This is a genomic window from Xanthomonas sp. NCPPB 1754 (assembly GCF_041475725.2).
In the GTDB taxonomy this organism is placed as follows: domain Bacteria; phylum Pseudomonadota; class Gammaproteobacteria; order Xanthomonadales; family Xanthomonadaceae; genus Xanthomonas; species Xanthomonas euvesicatoria.
Map to the genome: position 1 here is coordinate 1,340,645 of NZ_CM192982.1, position 15,277 is coordinate 1,355,921.

10 protein-coding genes and 1 riboswitch are annotated in these 15,277 nt (G+C 66.5%); of the genes, 5 read left to right on the forward strand and 5 right to left on the reverse strand.

The window, feature by feature from the left end; all coding sequences use genetic code 11:
- Positions 1–50 precede the first annotated feature (50 nt).
- The 5 genes from ACCQ15_RS05945 to raxX form a co-directional block, all read right to left on the reverse strand.
- Positions 51–2,159 (reverse strand): catalase, encoded by a 2,109-nt coding sequence (locus ACCQ15_RS05945; protein WP_372358173.1) that lies wholly within the window; start codon positions 2,157–2,159, stop codon positions 51–53.
- A 207-nt stretch (positions 2,160–2,366) separates the two neighbouring features.
- The gene (locus ACCQ15_RS05950) at positions 2,367–3,221 is read right to left on the reverse strand and encodes an aldo/keto reductase (RefSeq protein ID WP_372381323.1); all 855 of its coding nucleotides are present in this window, start codon (positions 3,219–3,221) and stop codon (positions 2,367–2,369) included.
- A gap of 57 nt (positions 3,222–3,278) precedes the next feature.
- Complete coding sequence (locus ACCQ15_RS05955; RefSeq protein ID WP_372381324.1) at positions 3,279–4,913, reverse strand: carboxylesterase/lipase family protein; 1,635 nt, start codon at positions 4,911–4,913, stop codon at positions 3,279–3,281.
- Between the two features lie 178 nt (positions 4,914–5,091).
- On the reverse strand, positions 5,092–7,965 hold the full coding sequence (gene gcvP, locus ACCQ15_RS05960) for an aminomethyl-transferring glycine dehydrogenase (protein WP_372381325.1): 2,874 nt from the start codon (positions 7,963–7,965) through the stop codon (positions 5,092–5,094).
- A gap of 90 nt (positions 7,966–8,055) precedes the next feature.
- A riboswitch (glycine riboswitch) is annotated at positions 8,056–8,170 on the reverse strand.
- 252 nt (positions 8,171–8,422) lie between these two features.
- Positions 8,423–8,602 carry a RaxX family RiPP gene (raxX, locus tag ACCQ15_RS05965; RefSeq protein WP_014089614.1) on the reverse strand — a complete coding sequence of 60 codons (180 nt, stop codon included), beginning with the start codon at positions 8,600–8,602 and terminating at the stop codon, positions 8,423–8,425.
- Between the two features lie 422 nt (positions 8,603–9,024).
- Between raxX and raxST the strand changes: the two genes are divergently transcribed.
- The 5 genes from raxST (at position 9,025) to ACCQ15_RS05990 (ending at position 15,264) form a co-directional block, all read left to right on the forward strand.
- Positions 9,025–9,828, forward strand: a complete 804-nt coding sequence (gene raxST / locus ACCQ15_RS05970; RefSeq protein WP_372381326.1) for a RiPP modification sulfotransferase RaxST — start codon at positions 9,025–9,027, stop codon at positions 9,826–9,828.
- Complete coding sequence (locus tag ACCQ15_RS05975) at positions 9,809–11,155, forward strand: HlyD family secretion protein (protein WP_078537057.1); 1,347 nt, start codon at positions 9,809–9,811, stop codon at positions 11,153–11,155. Before raxST ends, ACCQ15_RS05975 begins: the two co-directional genes overlap by 20 nt.
- Positions 11,152–13,311: a peptidase domain-containing ABC transporter RaxB gene (gene raxB, locus ACCQ15_RS05980; RefSeq protein WP_277572830.1), complete on the forward strand. Its 2,160-nt coding sequence runs from the start codon at positions 11,152–11,154 to the stop codon at positions 13,309–13,311. Before ACCQ15_RS05975 ends, raxB begins: the two co-directional genes overlap by 4 nt.
- A 278-nt stretch (positions 13,312–13,589) precedes the next feature.
- Positions 13,590–14,843, forward strand: a complete 1,254-nt coding sequence (locus ACCQ15_RS05985) for a multidrug effflux MFS transporter (protein WP_031421558.1) — start codon at positions 13,590–13,592, stop codon at positions 14,841–14,843.
- A 16-nt stretch (positions 14,844–14,859) separates the two neighbouring features.
- Positions 14,860–15,264, forward strand: coding sequence for a hypothetical protein (locus ACCQ15_RS05990; RefSeq protein ID WP_003484384.1), 405 nt, complete (start codon positions 14,860–14,862; stop codon positions 15,262–15,264).
- The last annotated feature ends 13 nt before the right edge of the window (positions 15,265–15,277 follow it).

Consider the following 15,277-nt stretch of genomic DNA (forward strand, 5'->3'; position numbering starts at 1 on the left):
CGGACGTGGCGTGCCTCGGTTTCAAGCCCGGGTACCGGGTCTTCCCGCGGTTACGCCAGCATGCGCACCTTCGGCTCGCGTGCCCACTGGCGGGTTTTTGCTGCGGTAATGAATGCCTTGGTATCGGCGGCCGGAACGACGCCCGCATCCTTGCCGACGTTGCCGGCCTTCAACAACAACTGCGCGCCTTCGTCGAACGCGATGGCCTTCAGATGCGCCCAGGCAAAGCTCACAAAATCCAGCGCCGCCGATTCGCGTGTCAGCAGCTTGGCCGCTTCCGAGGACAGCAATACCGCCACCGCGTCGAACACCACCGAGGGCGTCCCAGCCAGCTGCCCATCGGCGGCCAACTGCTTGCCGTCGCTAAGCTTGGCGCCGCCGAGCTTGGGCGCAACGATCTTGACCGTCGCACCCGCAGCTTCGGCCGCCTTGCGTACGGCCTTGATCGCCGCGGCATCGGAGCCGTCGTGAATCAGGATGCCCACCGTGCGCCCTTTCAGGGTGTCCTTCATCTTGCCGATGACCTGCAAGGCAGGCGAGAGCGGCATGTCGATCGGCGCCACTGCAGCCGGCGGTGCTGGCGGCAGGGCGGTCATGCCCATGCCATCGGCCACACGTTGCGCCAGCTCCTGGTCGATGTGGCGCAGATGACCCACGATGGCCTCGCGTACGTGGGCGGTTTCCACCTTCGACAGTTCGAACACCAATGCCGAGGCGATATGCGCCTGTTCCGGTGCGGTCTGGCTGCGGAAGAACAGTCGCGCCTGGCTGTAATGGTCGGCAAAGCTTTCTGCACGCACCCGGCCCTTGGTGCCTTCTTCGGCCCCAGTTGCATGGCTGGGGAAACCACGCAGCGCTTCACGCGGCGCATCGGCCTGCAGCGAACTGGGCTCATAGGCGACGCGGCCCTTGGGTACGCTCATCTGCATGTGACCGTCGCGCTGGTTGTTGGCGAACGGGCACTTGGGTGCGTTGATCGGAATCTGATGGAAGTTCGGCCCGCCCAGGCGGCTCAGCTGCGTATCCAGATACGAGAACAGGCGGCCTTGCAGCAGCGGGTCGTTGCTGAAGTCGATGCCGGGCACGATGTTGGCCGGGCAGTAGGCAACCTGCTCCGTTTCGGCAAAGAAGTTGTCCGGCCAGCGGTCGAGCACCATGCGGCCGACGATTTGCAACGGCACAAGCTCTTCGGGAATGACCTTGGTCGAATCCAGATGATCGAACGGGAACGTTGCTGCCTGGGCTTCGGTGAACAATTGCACGCCGAGTTCCCACTCGGGGAAATCGCCGTTCTGGATCGCTTCGAACAGGTCGCGGCGGTGGAAATCCTGATCGGCGCCGGCGATCTTGACCGCCTCGTCCCAGATCGTCGATTGCAGGCCCAGCTTGGGCCGCCAATGGAACTTGACGAAGGTGCTTTCGCCCTTGTCATTGAGGAATCGGAAACTGTGGATGCCGAAACCCTCGATCATGCGGAGCGAGCGCGGAATGGTGCGGTCGCTCATCGCCCACATCACCATGTGCATCGATTCGGGTGTCAGCGAAATGAAATCCCAGAACGTGTCATGCGCGCTGGCAGCCTGCGGGAAGCCCCGGTCCGGCTCCATCTTCACCGCATGAATCAGGTCCGGGAACTTCATCGCATCCTGGATAAAGAACACCGGGATGTTGTTGCCGACCAGATCCCAGTTGCCTTCCTTGGTGTAGAACTTCACCGCAAACCCGCGCACATCGCGCGGCGTATCCACCGAGCCGGCGCCGCCTGCGACAGTGGAAAAACGGGTGAATAACGGGGTCTTTTCGCCCACCTCGGTAAAGATCTTGGCGGTGGTGTACTGGCTCAACGACTTGGTGAGCTCGAAATAGCCGTGGGCGGCACTGCCGCGCGCATGCACGATGCGCTCGGGAATGCGTTCGTGATCGAAGTGGGTGATCTTTTCGCGCAGGATGAAATCTTCCAGCAACGTCGGGCCGCGCGGGGTGGCGCGGAGCGAATTCTGGTTGTCACCTACCGGAATGCCCTGGTTGGTGGTCAGCTGCGGGTGCGTGCCGCCTGCCTTCTGGTGCAATTCATCGCCAGTACCGCGCGACCCATCGACGGTGGTGTTGGCAGGTGCGAGGGCAGGGACCTGCGCGGATTTGCTGGGGGACTTGGCCATAGGAACTCCACTCTGGCGGGCTTGGGATGCGGGCTGAGCAATAAAGCCTGGGAGTGGCGCTGTTAATTGCATGTGTCTGCTTGCGAACGAAAACTCACATGTGCAGCAAACATTGCGCGACGTCGCAGTTGCATGTTGCAGCGATCACGAGCACGCACACGCGCAGCCGTGCAGATGCGCAGACAAGCGGGCGCGACTATCCATGTTTTACAGCAGATCCAGCGGCTGTTTGCGGGTAGGCGGCGCGAAGGCGCGATCGATCTCGGCAAGATCGTCTGCGTGCAATTGCAGCGTGCAGGCCGCGGCATTGGCACGCACATGCGCCGGCGTTCCGGATTCGGGAATGGCGATGACATTGCCGCTGCGGATCGCCCACGCAAGCGCCACCGCGGTGGCTGCAACGCCACGACGCTCGCCGATGGCGTGCAAGACCGGATGATCCAGCAACGCGCGGCTGCCAAGCGGCGAATAGGCCATCACGGCCACCTCGTGCGCGGCGCACCACGGCAACAGGTCGAATTCGATACCGCGGCTGCCAGCGTGGTACAGCACCTGGTTGACCAGGCAACGCGAGCCGCCATCGATTGCCCAGAGCTCCTCCATGTCATCGACATCGAAGTTGGACACGCCCCAATCGCGGATCTTGCCGGCATCGCGTAGTGCTTCGAATGCATCCACCACTTCGGCCAGATCGCTGCCGCCACGCCAGTGCAGCAAATACAGATCCAAGGTGCGCACCCCCAGCCGTTGCAGGCTGGCTTCGCAGGCGCGTGCGATTTCGCGGGCGCTGGCATTGTCGGGCAACACCTTGGACACCACGTAGGGCGGCTGCGCACGGCCGATGGCCTGGCTGATCAGTTGCTCAGAGCGGCCATTGCCGTACATCTCGGCGGTGTCGATCAGCTGCATCCCCAATTGCTGACCGAGTTGCAGCGCCTGAATTTCCTGCTCGGGCGCATGCCGGCCCTGGCCCAGGTTCCAGGAGCCCAGACCTAATGCGGGCACGCGACGCCCGTTGCGCAGGCGCACCTGTGCGCAGGAAGGGGAAGACGATTCGGACATGATGGGTTCCTGTCGCGTTGGAATGAGGGTGGCGGTCGCATCACACCGATCGCCCTGTCACGGCGACGATGGCTGCACCGATGTTGTCGCAGTGTCTGCACGCGCATCCCAGAACGCACAACGATGACGCTGCACGAAGTCGGGCGTTGCGCCGATCCTGTGCGGCGACAGCGTCAGCGGCGTGTCGCCATCAAACAGCGGCCACCGCGGCCGCCCGCCACCGTTGGGATCGCCGGTGCGCGCGAACGCACCCCAATAATCCTGCACCGTATTGGCAAACGCCTGCTGCGCCGGACTGAACTGCGCCCGGCCACTGAGTACCCACGGGCGCTGAAACAGATACACCAGTTCAGAGGCGTGGAACGCGCCCAATGCAGGCGAAAACGGCAGGCGTAACAGACCGTACGGCGCGTGCGGGTCGTCGAACTCGTAGGCGTACACCGGCGCATGCGTGCGCAATGCCCGCCCCAGCCGGCGTGTGGGGCAGGCGAAGCCGCCATCGGTCACGATGTCGGCGAACGCCTCCCAGCGCGATTGCGCGGCAACGGCTGCGTATTGCGTCAGCACCGGGGCTGGAGAGGCATGCATGCGTTGCACGCGCGCTTCATATCCGCCGCGCAGGTTGAGCTTGCCGATGTAGGACAGCAATTGCGCAAACAAACGCCCTTCATCGCGATTGGTGCCCATCAGTACCGGCACCTGCGCATGCCGACCGCTGGCGATTGCGGCGGCCGGCGGCAGCGGCAACGCCTGGCCGCCGGACATCGGCGCCCACGCATCGCTGCCGGTCAGGCCGCGCCGTTGTGGTACTGCATCGGCCAGCGTTTCGGCCGGCAGTGCGCGCAGGCATGCGGCAACATCGTGCGCGCGCGCGCAACCCAGGCGTTGCGCCATGCGGACGCCGCCACTTTCTGCCTCGCGCTGTGGCACGCTGGAATCGCTCGCCAGGCAACTGCCGCTTTGCAGGATGGCGCGTTGAAACAACCCCGCCGCGCCGGGCGAGGCGAGCTGATAACAGATGCTCCACGCACCGGCCGATTCGCCGAACACGGTGACGTTGTGCGCATCGCCGCCGAACGCGGCGATATTGCGTTGCACCCAGCGCAAGGCCGCTTGCTGGTCGAGCAATGCATAGGCGCCTTCGCCTTCGCCACGCAGGCCTGGATGCGCGAAGAAACCGAACACGCCCAGCCGATAGTTGGGTGCCACCACAATGACATCCTGGCGCGCAGCCAACGCGCTCAGGTCGTAGTCGACATTGCTGCCCAATTCCAGCGCACCGCCATAGATCCACACCATCACCGCGCGTGGATGCGCTGCTGCCGGGCCGGGCGGTGCGTAGACATTGAGCGTGAGGCAATCTTCGGACACATGCTTCTGCCCGAAGCGATAGCGCGGCAGGCAGGCCGGGCCGGCCTGGGTGGCATCGCGCACCTGCGTCCATGCGGCTGGCGGTTGCGGTGCGCGAAAGCGCAGTGCACCCACCGGCGGCGCCGCGAACGGCACCCCCAGGAATGCCCGACCCTGTGCACTGGCCACACCGTGCACCGGGCCGGCCGTTGTCTGCACCACTTCGGCACGCGCATCGGGCGCGTGCACCAGCGCCGGCACCTCGCCGGGACGGCGCGGTGCGCAGCCAATCAGCAGGCAGGCTGCCACCAGAACGGCACCAAGAAAGTTCAGTTCACGCATGCGCCAGGGTCTGCTCTGGGATGAAAGCGTCCGTCATCATCCTGGTGGCACGTGTAGGCCAGGAAAACGGCTGGCAGCGCGCTGGGGCGTGTATGGCATCCGGGCATTCACACGCAGCGCAATAAAAAACCCAGCCGTCTCACCGGCTGGGTTTTGTTGGCCATCGCGGGTACGGCGATCAGGCCTCGGCGTCTTCCTTGTATGCATCCACCGGGATGCAGGCGCACATCACGTTCTTGTCGCCGTAGACGTTGTCCACGCGCGCCACCGGCGGCCAGTACTTCTGCTGCTTGAGGCTGGGCAGCGGGAAGGCGGCCAGTTCGCGCGGGTAGGCATGCGTCCACTCGCTGGCCGACACCTGCGTTGCGGTATGTGGCGCGTGCTTGAGCGGGTTGTCCTCGCGGTCAAGGCGGCCGTCTTCGATGGCGCGGATCTCTTCGCGGATCTGGATCATCGCGTCGATGAAGCGGTCCAGTTCATGCTGCGATTCGCTTTCGGTCGGCTCCACCATCAGCGTGCCGGCGACCGGGAAGCTCAAGGTCGGCGCATGGAAGCCGAAGTCGATCAGCCGCTTGGCGATGTCCTCGGCGCCGATGCCGCTGGTCTTCTCCAGCGGGCGCACGTCGAGGATGCACTCGTGCGCCACCAGCCCGTTGCGGCCGGTATACAGCGTCTTGTAGTGCGGCGCCAGGCGCTTGGCGATGTAGTTGGCGTTGAGCAATGCCACTTGCGTGGCCTTGCGCAGACCGGCGCTGCCCATCATGGTCACGTACATCCAGCTGATCGGCAGGATCGAGGCCGAGCCGTAACTTGCTGCGCTCACCATGCCGACATCGCCTTCGCCGCCCAGCGTCTTCGGCAAATACGGGGCCAGGTGGGACTTCACCGCACACGGGCCCACGCCCGGGCCGCCGCCGCCATGCGGAATGCAGAAGGTCTTGTGCAGGTTCAGATGCGACACGTCCGAGCCCCACTTGCCGGGCTTGGCCACGCCGACCAGCGCGTTCATGTTGGCCCCGTCGGTGTAGACCTGACCGCCATGCGCATGCACCGCTTCGCAGATCGCCACCACGTCTTCTTCGAACACGCCGTGGGTGGACGGGTAGGTGATCATCAGCGCCGCCAGGCGGTCGGAATATTTTTCCGCCTTGGCGCGGATGTCATCCACGTCCACATTGCCGTTGGCATCGCACTTGGTCACCACCACGGTCATGCCGCACATCTGCGCCGACGCCGGGTTGGTGCCGTGCGCCGATTCGGGAATCAGGCAGATGTCGCGGTGCGCTTCGCCGCGCGAACGGTGATACGCGCGGATCGCCAGCAGGCCGGCGTATTCGCCCTGCGCGCCGGAATTGGGCTGCAGGCTCACCGCGTCGTAGCCGGTGCACTCGACCAGCATCGCTTCCAGCTCGTCGATCAGCTGCGCATAGCCGGCAGACTGCTCGGCCGGTGCAAGCGGGTGGATCGCACCGAACTCCGGCCAGGTCACCGGAATCATTTCGGCGGTGGCGTTGAGTTTCATGGTGCAGCTGCCCAGCGGGATCATGGTGCGATCCATCGCCAGGTCCTTGTCGGCCAGCGAGCGCATGTAGCGCAGCAGCTCGTGCTCGCTATGGTGGGTGTTGAATACCGGGTGGGTCAGGAACGGGGTGGTGCGCAGCAGGCCTTGCGGCAGGGCATCGGCGGTGGCGGCATCGAGCGCGTCCACATCCGCCGTGGCACCGAACAGCTGCGCCAGCGCAACCACATCGGCACGCGTGGTGGTTTCGTCCAGGCTGATGCCCACTGCTTCGCTGTCGATGGCACGCAGATTGATGCCAGCCGCACGCGCGCGGGTATGGATCGCATCGGCATCGATCGCCTTGACGTGCAAGGTGTCGAAGAAGCGCTCGCCAACGGTGACACCGGCGCTGCGCAGTGCCGCCGCCAGGATCGCGGCCAGGCGATGGGTGCGTCGCGCAATGCGGGTCAGGCCGTCGGGGCCGTGGTAGACCGCATACATCGACGCCATCACCGCCAGCAGCACCTGCGCGGTGCAGATGTTGGACGTGGCCTTTTCGCGGCGGATATGTTGCTCGCGGGTCTGCAAGGTCAGGCGATACGCCGGGTTGCCGGCGGCATCGATCGACACGCCGATCAAACGGCCCGGCATCGAGCGCTTGTAGGCATCGCGGCAGGCCATGAACGCGGCATGCGGGCCGCCGAAACCGAACGGCACGCCGAAGCGCTGCGAGTTGCCGACCACGATGTCGGCGCCCCATTCCCCCGGGGCGGCGATCAGCGTCAGTGCAAGCAGATCGGTGGCCACCGCGACCAGGCCGCCTTGCGCGTGCACGGCGTCTGCCAGTGCAGCGTGATCGCCGATATGACCGAAGCTGTCCGGGTACTGCAGCAGCACGCCGAAGCACTCGGCCTGGAGCGCTTCTTCCGGCGTGCCGACGCGCAGCACGATGTCCAGCGGCTCGGCGCGTGTGCGCAGCAGTTCCAGCGTCTGCGGATGCACTGCGTCATGCACGAAGAACGTGTTGGACCTGGACTTGGCCGAACGCTTGGCCAGCGTCATCGCCTCGGCCGCGGCGGTGGCTTCGTCCAGCAGCGAGGCGTTGGCGATCTGCATGCCGGTGAGGTCGGCGCACAGGGTCTGGAAGTTGATCAGCGCTTCCATGCGGCCTTGCGAAATTTCCGCCTGGTACGGCGTATAGGCGGTGTACCAGGCCGGGTTTTCCAGGATGTTGCGCAGGATGACCTTCGGCGTGTGGGTGCCGTAGTAGCCCTGGCCGATGAAGTTGCGGAACACGGTGTTCTTGTCGGCGATGGCGCGGATCTTGGCCAGCGCTTCTTCTTCGGTGATCGCCTCGGGCAGCGCCAGCGGCGCCGGCGACTTGATGTTGCCCGGCACGATGGCATCGGTCAGCGCATCCAGGCAGGCGTGGCCGACCACGTCCAGCATCTGGGCGATTTCCGCGTCGTTGGGGCCGATATGGCGCTCGACGAACGCGCTGTGGTGTTCGAGGTCGCGCAGGGAAGACGGGGTCTGGGACATGGCGGGCATCCGGAGTAGGGGCAGACGAATGGTCGACCCGCATCACGGCCGGTATGACGCGCATGCGCGCACCACGACCTGCCGCAGCAGCGGTCTTCCTCGCGCCCCTCTGTCCTTTTGCCTGAGAGTTTAAAAACGCGGCCTGGCCCCCGGCCTGCCTGCGTTTCGTGCCCCTTCGGCGCCGGCATCGGCCGGTCTCTCCAGAGTTGTACTGCGGATGGTATCGGGCCTGAGCGATTACGGGCTGTTGCGCCTTCGGCAGCGGCAGTGCCGCTTCTCCCACCGTGTTGCCTGGCTAGTATAGCCAGCGCCCAGCCGCTTGGCGAAACGCTTTTTCGGCGCCATGAAATGCCAAAGGCCGGGCGAGTCGCCTCGTCCGGCCTCCGGGGTTTGAGCGGCTGCTGTTCTCCGCTACCGGGTGGTCCGGCAACGGCAGCGCCCGCTCGCGACTGCCCGCGCAGGCGGATCAGTGGTGCCCGTTCTTGGGCGGCGGATCGTGCTTGGTATTGGCGCCCGGCGGGGGATAGTCCCCACCGCCGACATGCTTCCACAGACGCTGGTCCAGGGGCTCCAGCTGGCCCTTGGCCCCGGCGGGCCGCTGCAGCGCTTGCGCACCATTGGTTGGCGATTTTTTCGACAGATTCATGTTGACGTCCTCACGGGTTTTCCCTTCGTACGCAGCGTCACGCCGCCCGAAGGGACGACTGCGTGACCGCCTCGGCCATCTGCCCGTTGGCCGGTGAGGCGACAGTGGTCGCTGGACCGCAGAGCCGGGGACAGCACCATGCGATCCAGCGTGCGCGGGTGCCGTTGCGACTCAGGGCCGGCGCACGACGCTGTGTGCGCGGTAACGAACGTCGCATCCGCCAGGTCCGTGCCGGCACGTGCCGATGTGATGCCGGTCACGGCAAGCGCTCCCGACCGCTCGGCCGGATCGCTGGCATTCGCAAAGCGCAGCGCCTTTGCGCAGCGTGTCCGCGTGTGCAGTGGCACGCGATGCAGGCTTGGCTGGCGATGCGTCTGGCCGGCATGCCGCCGCCGACCAGCATCGGACAGGGGAGGCGCGAGGTGAACTACCATTTCATTTCCGGGCTGCCGCGGGCGGGCTCGTCCTTGCTGGCCGCGTTGCTGCGACAGAACCCGCATGTGCACGCCGATTTCACCTCGCCGGTGGCGCGACTGTACGCGGCGATGCTGATGGGCATGAGCGAGGAACATCCCTCCAACGTGCAGATCGACGACGCACAGCGGGTGCGGCTGCTGCGTTCGGTCTTCGACGCCTATTACCAGGATCGCCAGGGGCTGGGCACGGTGTTCGACACCAATCGCGCCTGGTGCAGCCGCCTGACAGGGCTGGCGACGCTGTTCCCGCACAGCCGCCTCATCTGTTGCGTTCGCGATGTTGGCTGGGTCGTCGATAGCTTCGAGCGCCTGGCGCAGACCCAGCCGCTGCGCTTGTCGGCGTTGTTCGGTTACGACCCGGAAGATTCGGTCTCGTTGCGCGCGGACCTGCTGACCGCGCCGCGCGGCGTGGTGGGCTATGCACTGGACGGGCTGCGCCAGGCGTTCTACGGCGAACATGCCGATCGACTGCTGCTGTTGCGCTACGAAACGCTGGCGCAGCGGCCGGCGCAGGCGATGGAGCAGGTCTACGCCTTCCTGCAACTGCCGGCGTTCGCGCACGACTATGCTGGTGTCCAGGCCGAGGCCGAACGCTTCGATGCCGCGTTGCAGATGCCGGGCCTGCATCGCGTCCGTCGCGGGGTGCAGTATGTCCCCCGGCGCAGCGTGTTGCCGCCGGCGCTGTTCGAGCGGTTGCAGGAGCTGGCCTTCTGGGAACGCGGGCCCTCGCATGGAGCCCTGCTGGTATGAGCAGGCGCGTGGCGTGGCAGCGCACGGCGACGCGGCGGCACTGCCGAGCAGGCGGCCAGCACGGGCCGGCGTCGGCGGCCGCCGGCGGATGACGACCCTGTTTCGACGCGAGGCGGTGGACTACCGGCAGCGCAGTCGGCTCGGGCCGGTGGTGCTGCGCCAGCATGGCGCGCTACGTTGGTGCGTAGGCCTGCTGATGACGACCGTGATCCTGCTGCTGGTCGGATTCTTCCGCCTGGGCTTCGCGCGCAGCGAGACCTTGTATGGCACGGTCGTCCCGGCGGGCGGACTGATCTCCGTCACCACACCGCAGTCGGGCGTGGTGGTGCAGGTCGGCGCCGTGCAGGGCCAGCGCGTCGCTGCGGGCCAGCTGCTGTTCGTGTTGTCGGCCGAACATCGCGACGATCGCGGGCGGCCGACCCAGCGCGCTGCTGTGGTGCTGGCCGAACAGCAGCGCCTGGCCGTCGAGGCGATGGCGCAGTTGCGTGCCCAGGGGCGCGTGCAGCAGCAGGCGGCTGCGCGGGCGCTGGCCGGCCTGCGCGACCGCTTGCAGCAGATCGACGCCGAGCTGGACTTGCTGCGCCATCGGCAGCAACTGACCCAATCGATCGAGCAACGTTACCGTACCGCGTTGACGCGCGGCCTGGTCAGCCAGCAATTCGTCGATGAGAAACAGGCCGACGTGCTCGACCAACGCGCGCATACCCTGGAGCTGCAGCGCGAGCGCATGGCCTTGGCCGATGCGCTCGCGCAGGCCCAGGCCGAGGTGCAGCAGTTACCGTCGAACTTGCGCCAACAATTGGCGATGGCCGGTGCCGGCCTGCAGGAGGACCGGCGTGCGGCGATCGAGCAGGCGGCCGCGTCGCGTTGGGAAGTGCGCGCGCCGCGTGCCGGGCGTGTAGCGCTGCGACCGCTGCAGCGCGGGCAGGCGGTCGCGCAGGGGCAACGCCTGGCCGATCTGCTGCCGACGTCGATGGCGACCGAGGTCGTGTTGTATGCGCCCTCCAGGGCCGCCGGGCTGATCGGCCCCGGCATGCCGGTGCAACTGCGCTTCGATGCCTTGCCCTACCAGCACTACGGTCAGTTCGCCGGGCAGGTGGTCGAGATCGCCGTCGCGCCCGAACCGCCGCGTGTCGACTCGGTCTCGGTAAGCGAGCCGTTGTACCGCGTGCGGGTGCGCCTGGCCGGGGATGCCGCGCTGCGTGCAGGACGCACGGCGGTCCTGCGACCGGGTATGCGCGTGCAGGGCACGCTGGCATTGGAATGGCGGCGCTTCTCGCAGTGGGCATTCGAGCCGCTGTCCAGTTTGCACGGCACGCTGCGATGAGCCGCTGGTGGGCGCAGTTGCGCCGAGCGTCCGGCGTGCGTGGATTGCCGATGATCCTGCAGGGGCAAGTCGGCGAATGCGGATTGGCGGCCATGGCCATGATCGCCCACTATCACGGTTGCCACATCGGCCTGGCCGAACTGCGCCGCCGCTTCCTGCTATCGCGACAGGGCACCAACCTGGCCAATCTGGTCGCGATCGCGCAGGCGCTCGGTCTGCAGGCGCGCGCGTTGCGGCTGGAAATGGACGCGCTGCCGGAGTTGCAGCTGCCCTGCGTCGTGCATTGGGATCTCAATCATTTCGTCGTGCTCAAGCGGGTGGGCACCCGTCGTCTGCAGATCCACGATCCGGCCAGCGGGCCGCGGAGCCTGACGCCGGGCGAATTCTCCCGGCATTTCTCCGGGATCGCGCTGGAACTCAGCCCGGCCGCCGACTTCCGTCCGCAAGCTGCGGCGCCGGCAGTGGCGTTGTCCTCGTTGATCGGTCGTGTCCACGGGCTTGGACGGGCGGTCTGGCAGGTGCTTGCGTTGGCATTCGCGCTCGAGGTACTCAGCCTGGGAATGCCGTTCCAACTGCAGTGGATCGTCGATCAGGCGGTGCCGTCGGCCGACATCGGGTTGATCCATGTCCTTGGCGCCGGGTTCCTGTTGCTGGTGGTCCTGCAATCCTGCATCGCCCTGCTGCGCGGATGGCTGATCGCCAGCGTGTCGGCACAGCTGGGTTTTCAATGGATGGGGCAGGTGTTTGCGCACCTGCTCGCGCTCCCGTTGGCGTATTTCGAGAAGCGTCACCTCGGCGGAATCCAGTCGCGATTCGCCTCGATCGTGCAGGTGCAACGCACCTTGACGACCGGATTCACCCAGACCCTGGTCGATGGCGTGCTGGTGATCGGCACCCTCGGCCTGATGCTGGTCTACAGCGTCGGCCTCAGCGCGATCACGCTGGTGGCGGTAACGCTGTATGCGGCGACACGCTGGCTGTGGCTGCGGAGGATGCGCGAAGCTGCCGCCGAGCAGTTGTTGTGGGACGCGCGCCAGCACACCCACCTGCTGGAGAGCGTGCGCGGCATCCAGGGCGTGCGGCTGTTCGGGCGCCAGCAGGTGCGGCGCATGGACTGGACCCATCTGCTGGCCGAACAGACCAATGCACAACTGCGCCTGGCGCAGGGCGAGGTCTGGCAGTCGTCACTCAAGCGCCTGCTGTTCGGATGCGAGCGGGTGCTGGTGATCTGGCTCGCCGCGTTCGCGATCCTGCGCGCAGAGCTTTCGCTGGGCATGCTGTTGGCATTCATGGCCTATCGCGAGCAGTTCGCCATGCGCTTGTCAGAGCTGATCGATCGGCTGGTGGAGTTCCGCCTGTTGCGCGTCCATCTGGAGCGGGTGGCCGACATCGTCCACCAGCCGCGCGAGGAGGCCGCCGATCAGCGCATCGATGCGCCTGCCTGGAACGACACCACCATCGAACTGTGCGGCATCGGCTTCCGCTATGCCGACGATACCCCGGCCGTGCTCGAAGACGTCAGCGTGCGCATCGCCAGCGGGGAATGCGTGGCCATCACCGGCGCGTCAGGGTGCGGCAAGACCACCTTGGTCAAAGTGATCCTCGGGCTGCTGAAACCCAGCGCCGGACACGTAAAGATCGGCGGGCGCCCGCTGAGCGAGACGGCGCTGACGCCCTATCGCGCCATCGTCGGCACGGTGATGCAGGACGATCTGCTGTTCACTGGATCGGTCAGCGAAAACATCAGTTTCTTCGACCCGGAGCCGGATCAGGCGCAGGTTGAACGTTGCGCGCGCATCGCCGGCGTGCACCAGGAGGTGGAGCAGATGCCGCTAGGCTACGCCTCGTTGTTGAGCGAGGCGGGTACCGGGTTGTCGGGCGGGCAGCGGCAACGCGTTTTGCTGGCACGCGCGCTGTACAGGTCGCCACGCATCCTGGTGCTGGACGAGGCGACCAGCCATCTGGACGTCATGAACGAGCAGCGCGTCAATCGCGCCATCCAGGCAATGCAGGTCACCCGGATCATCGTGGCGCATCGGTGCGAAACCGTGGCCATGGCCGCGCGCGTCATTACCCTGGAGCAGGGCCGGGTGGTGAGCGATCAGCCGATCGCCGATTGGCAGCGGCTGCAGGAGCGCTCCGCCGCAGCCGACTGATCGCTGCCGTTGGCCGCTGGCGCCGAGCACTGCCGGCGCCGTCATTGGCGGGTGCGCAGCCGCTCGGCTGGGCAGGATGACGATGCCGTGCTAGGACGAAGCGGACGCGGCTGCGATTTATGTGCCTGCGTGCCGCGCATGCGCTCCATCGCTGGCCGCATGCGGTGGCAGTTGGCGTAAAGTGTCGGCTTCTTTGCCCCATGCCTGCCGCTGCGCTCGTTGGCCTGACCACCGCTGCCGGTGCCTGCGCGTGGGGAGTCCTCCGGGTACCGTTGCGCATGACTTCTGCTGTTCCCTCCACCCGTCGCATGGCGCTGCTGCTGGCCGGGCTGGCGATGTTCGGCCCGTTTTCGATCGACACCATCTTCCCGGCGTTCTCGCAGCTTGGCCGCAGCCTGGCGGTGGACCAGGTGGCGATCCAGCAGACCATCAGCGTCTATCTGCTGGCGTATGGCCTGATGAGCATCGCGCACGGGCCGTTGTCCGATGCCTGGGGCCGCAAGCGGGTGATCCTGGGCGGGCTGGCCTTGTTTATCGCCGGCTCGATCGGCTGTGCGCTGTCGCAAGACTTGCCCACACTGCTGGCATTCCGCGCGCTGCAGGGCCTGTCGGCCGGCGTGGGCATGATCGTCGGGCGGGCGGTGATCCGCGACCTGTTCCATGGCCCGGACGCACAACGGCTGATGAGCCAGGTGTCGATGATCTTCGGGATTGCGCCGGCCATCGCGCCGATCATCGGCGGCTGGATCCTGCTCAGTGGCGCCGGCTGGCCGTTGATCTTCTGGTTCCTGGTGGTGTTCGGCCTGGTGCTGCTCATCGCAACCCTGACCTGGCTTCCCGAGACCCACCCCGTGGAGGCGCGCACGCCGCTGCAGTTCAAACGCCTGTTGCAGGATTACGTGCGCATCGGCTTCAACCCGCGCTTCCAGCGCCTGGCCGCGGCCGGTTCGTTCAACTTCGCCGGCATCTTCCTGTACATCGCGTCGGCGCCGGTGTTGATCATGCAGCACCTGAAGCTGGGCGAAGGCGATTTCGCCTGGCTGTTCATTCCCACCATCGGCGGCATGACGCTGGGCTCGTTCCTGTCCGGGCGCATGGCCGGGCGCATGCAGCCGGTGCGCCAGATCCGCATCGGCTTCATCTGCTGCGGGGCGGCGGCGCTGGCCAATCTGGCCTACACCTTTGCGGTGGCGCAGATCGCGCTGCCGTGGGCGGTGCTGCCGATCTTCCTGGCCGGCGTGGGCATGGCGCTGATCTTCCCGATCCTGGCGCTGGCGGTGCTGGACATGTACCCGCAGCAGCGCGGCCTGGCGTCCTCGCTGCAGGCCTTCACGCAGTTGATGACCAATACGGTGGTGGCCGGGGTGCTGTCGCCGCTGCTGAGTGAGCATCCGCGGCATCTGGCGATCGGCATGACCGGCTTTTTCTTGCTGGGCTGGCTATTCTGGCGCTGGGAGCGCCGCAGCGGCCGCCGTCTACGGCACCGCCAGGCCACCGAGGCAGTGCCTCTGGAGCCGGCCGACCACCTCTGACCTCACAGGAGCCTGCATGTCCACCGATTCCAAGTTGCGCCGTGATGCCCGCAAGCGCGCCGCCGAGCGCCAGCGCAACCAGGCCGCCGCCAATCCCGCGCCGGTGTCCCCGATCGAACCGCATGCCGAACTCCGCGACCAGCAACGCACCCTGTTGGCCGGCATCGTCCGCCGCGACGGTGAATGGGTGCTGGGCATGGATGGCCGCATCGCCGGCGAAAGCACCAGCGCCGCCCAGGTGCTGGCGCTGATCATGCGCGCGGCCGAGTTGCACGAACGCCAGGGCACCCCGGTGCGGCTGACCTACTCGGACGCCCTCAAGGACGCCGCGCACGCCGAAGCCCGTGCCGACGGCATGGAGTTCGAGCAGTTCAAGACCAGGTTAAGCGAACGGTTGCAGGGCGGCACCAAGCTCAACTGAGCCTGCTGGCACA

Bases quoted from the DNA above. Each gene is read 5' to 3' on its own strand.
- ACCQ15_RS05955 (WP_372381324.1), bottom strand. From the start codon at position 4,913: ATGCGTGAACTGAACTTTCTTGGTGCCGTTCTGGTGGCAGCCTGCCTG.
- gcvP (WP_372381325.1), bottom strand. From the start codon at position 7,965: ATGCCCGCCATGTCCCAGACCCCGTCTTCCCTGCGCGACCTCGAACAC.
- raxX (WP_014089614.1), bottom strand. From the start codon at position 8,602: ATGAATCTGTCGAAAAAATCGCCAACCAATGGTGCGCAAGCGCTGCAG.
- raxB (WP_277572830.1), top strand. From the start codon at position 11,152: ATGAGCCGCTGGTGGGCGCAGTTGCGCCGAGCGTCCGGCGTGCGTGGA.
- ACCQ15_RS05975 (WP_078537057.1), top strand. From the start codon at position 9,809: ATGGAGCCCTGCTGGTATGAGCAGGCGCGTGGCGTGGCAGCGCACGGC.
- ACCQ15_RS05985 (WP_031421558.1), top strand. From the start codon at position 13,590: ATGACTTCTGCTGTTCCCTCCACCCGTCGCATGGCGCTGCTGCTGGCC.
- ACCQ15_RS05950 (WP_372381323.1), bottom strand. From the start codon at position 3,221: ATGTCCGAATCGTCTTCCCCTTCCTGCGCACAGGTGCGCCTGCGCAAC.
- ACCQ15_RS05945 (WP_372358173.1), bottom strand. From the start codon at position 2,159: ATGGCCAAGTCCCCCAGCAAATCCGCGCAGGTCCCTGCCCTCGCACCT.
- ACCQ15_RS05990 (WP_003484384.1), top strand. From the start codon at position 14,860: ATGTCCACCGATTCCAAGTTGCGCCGTGATGCCCGCAAGCGCGCCGCC.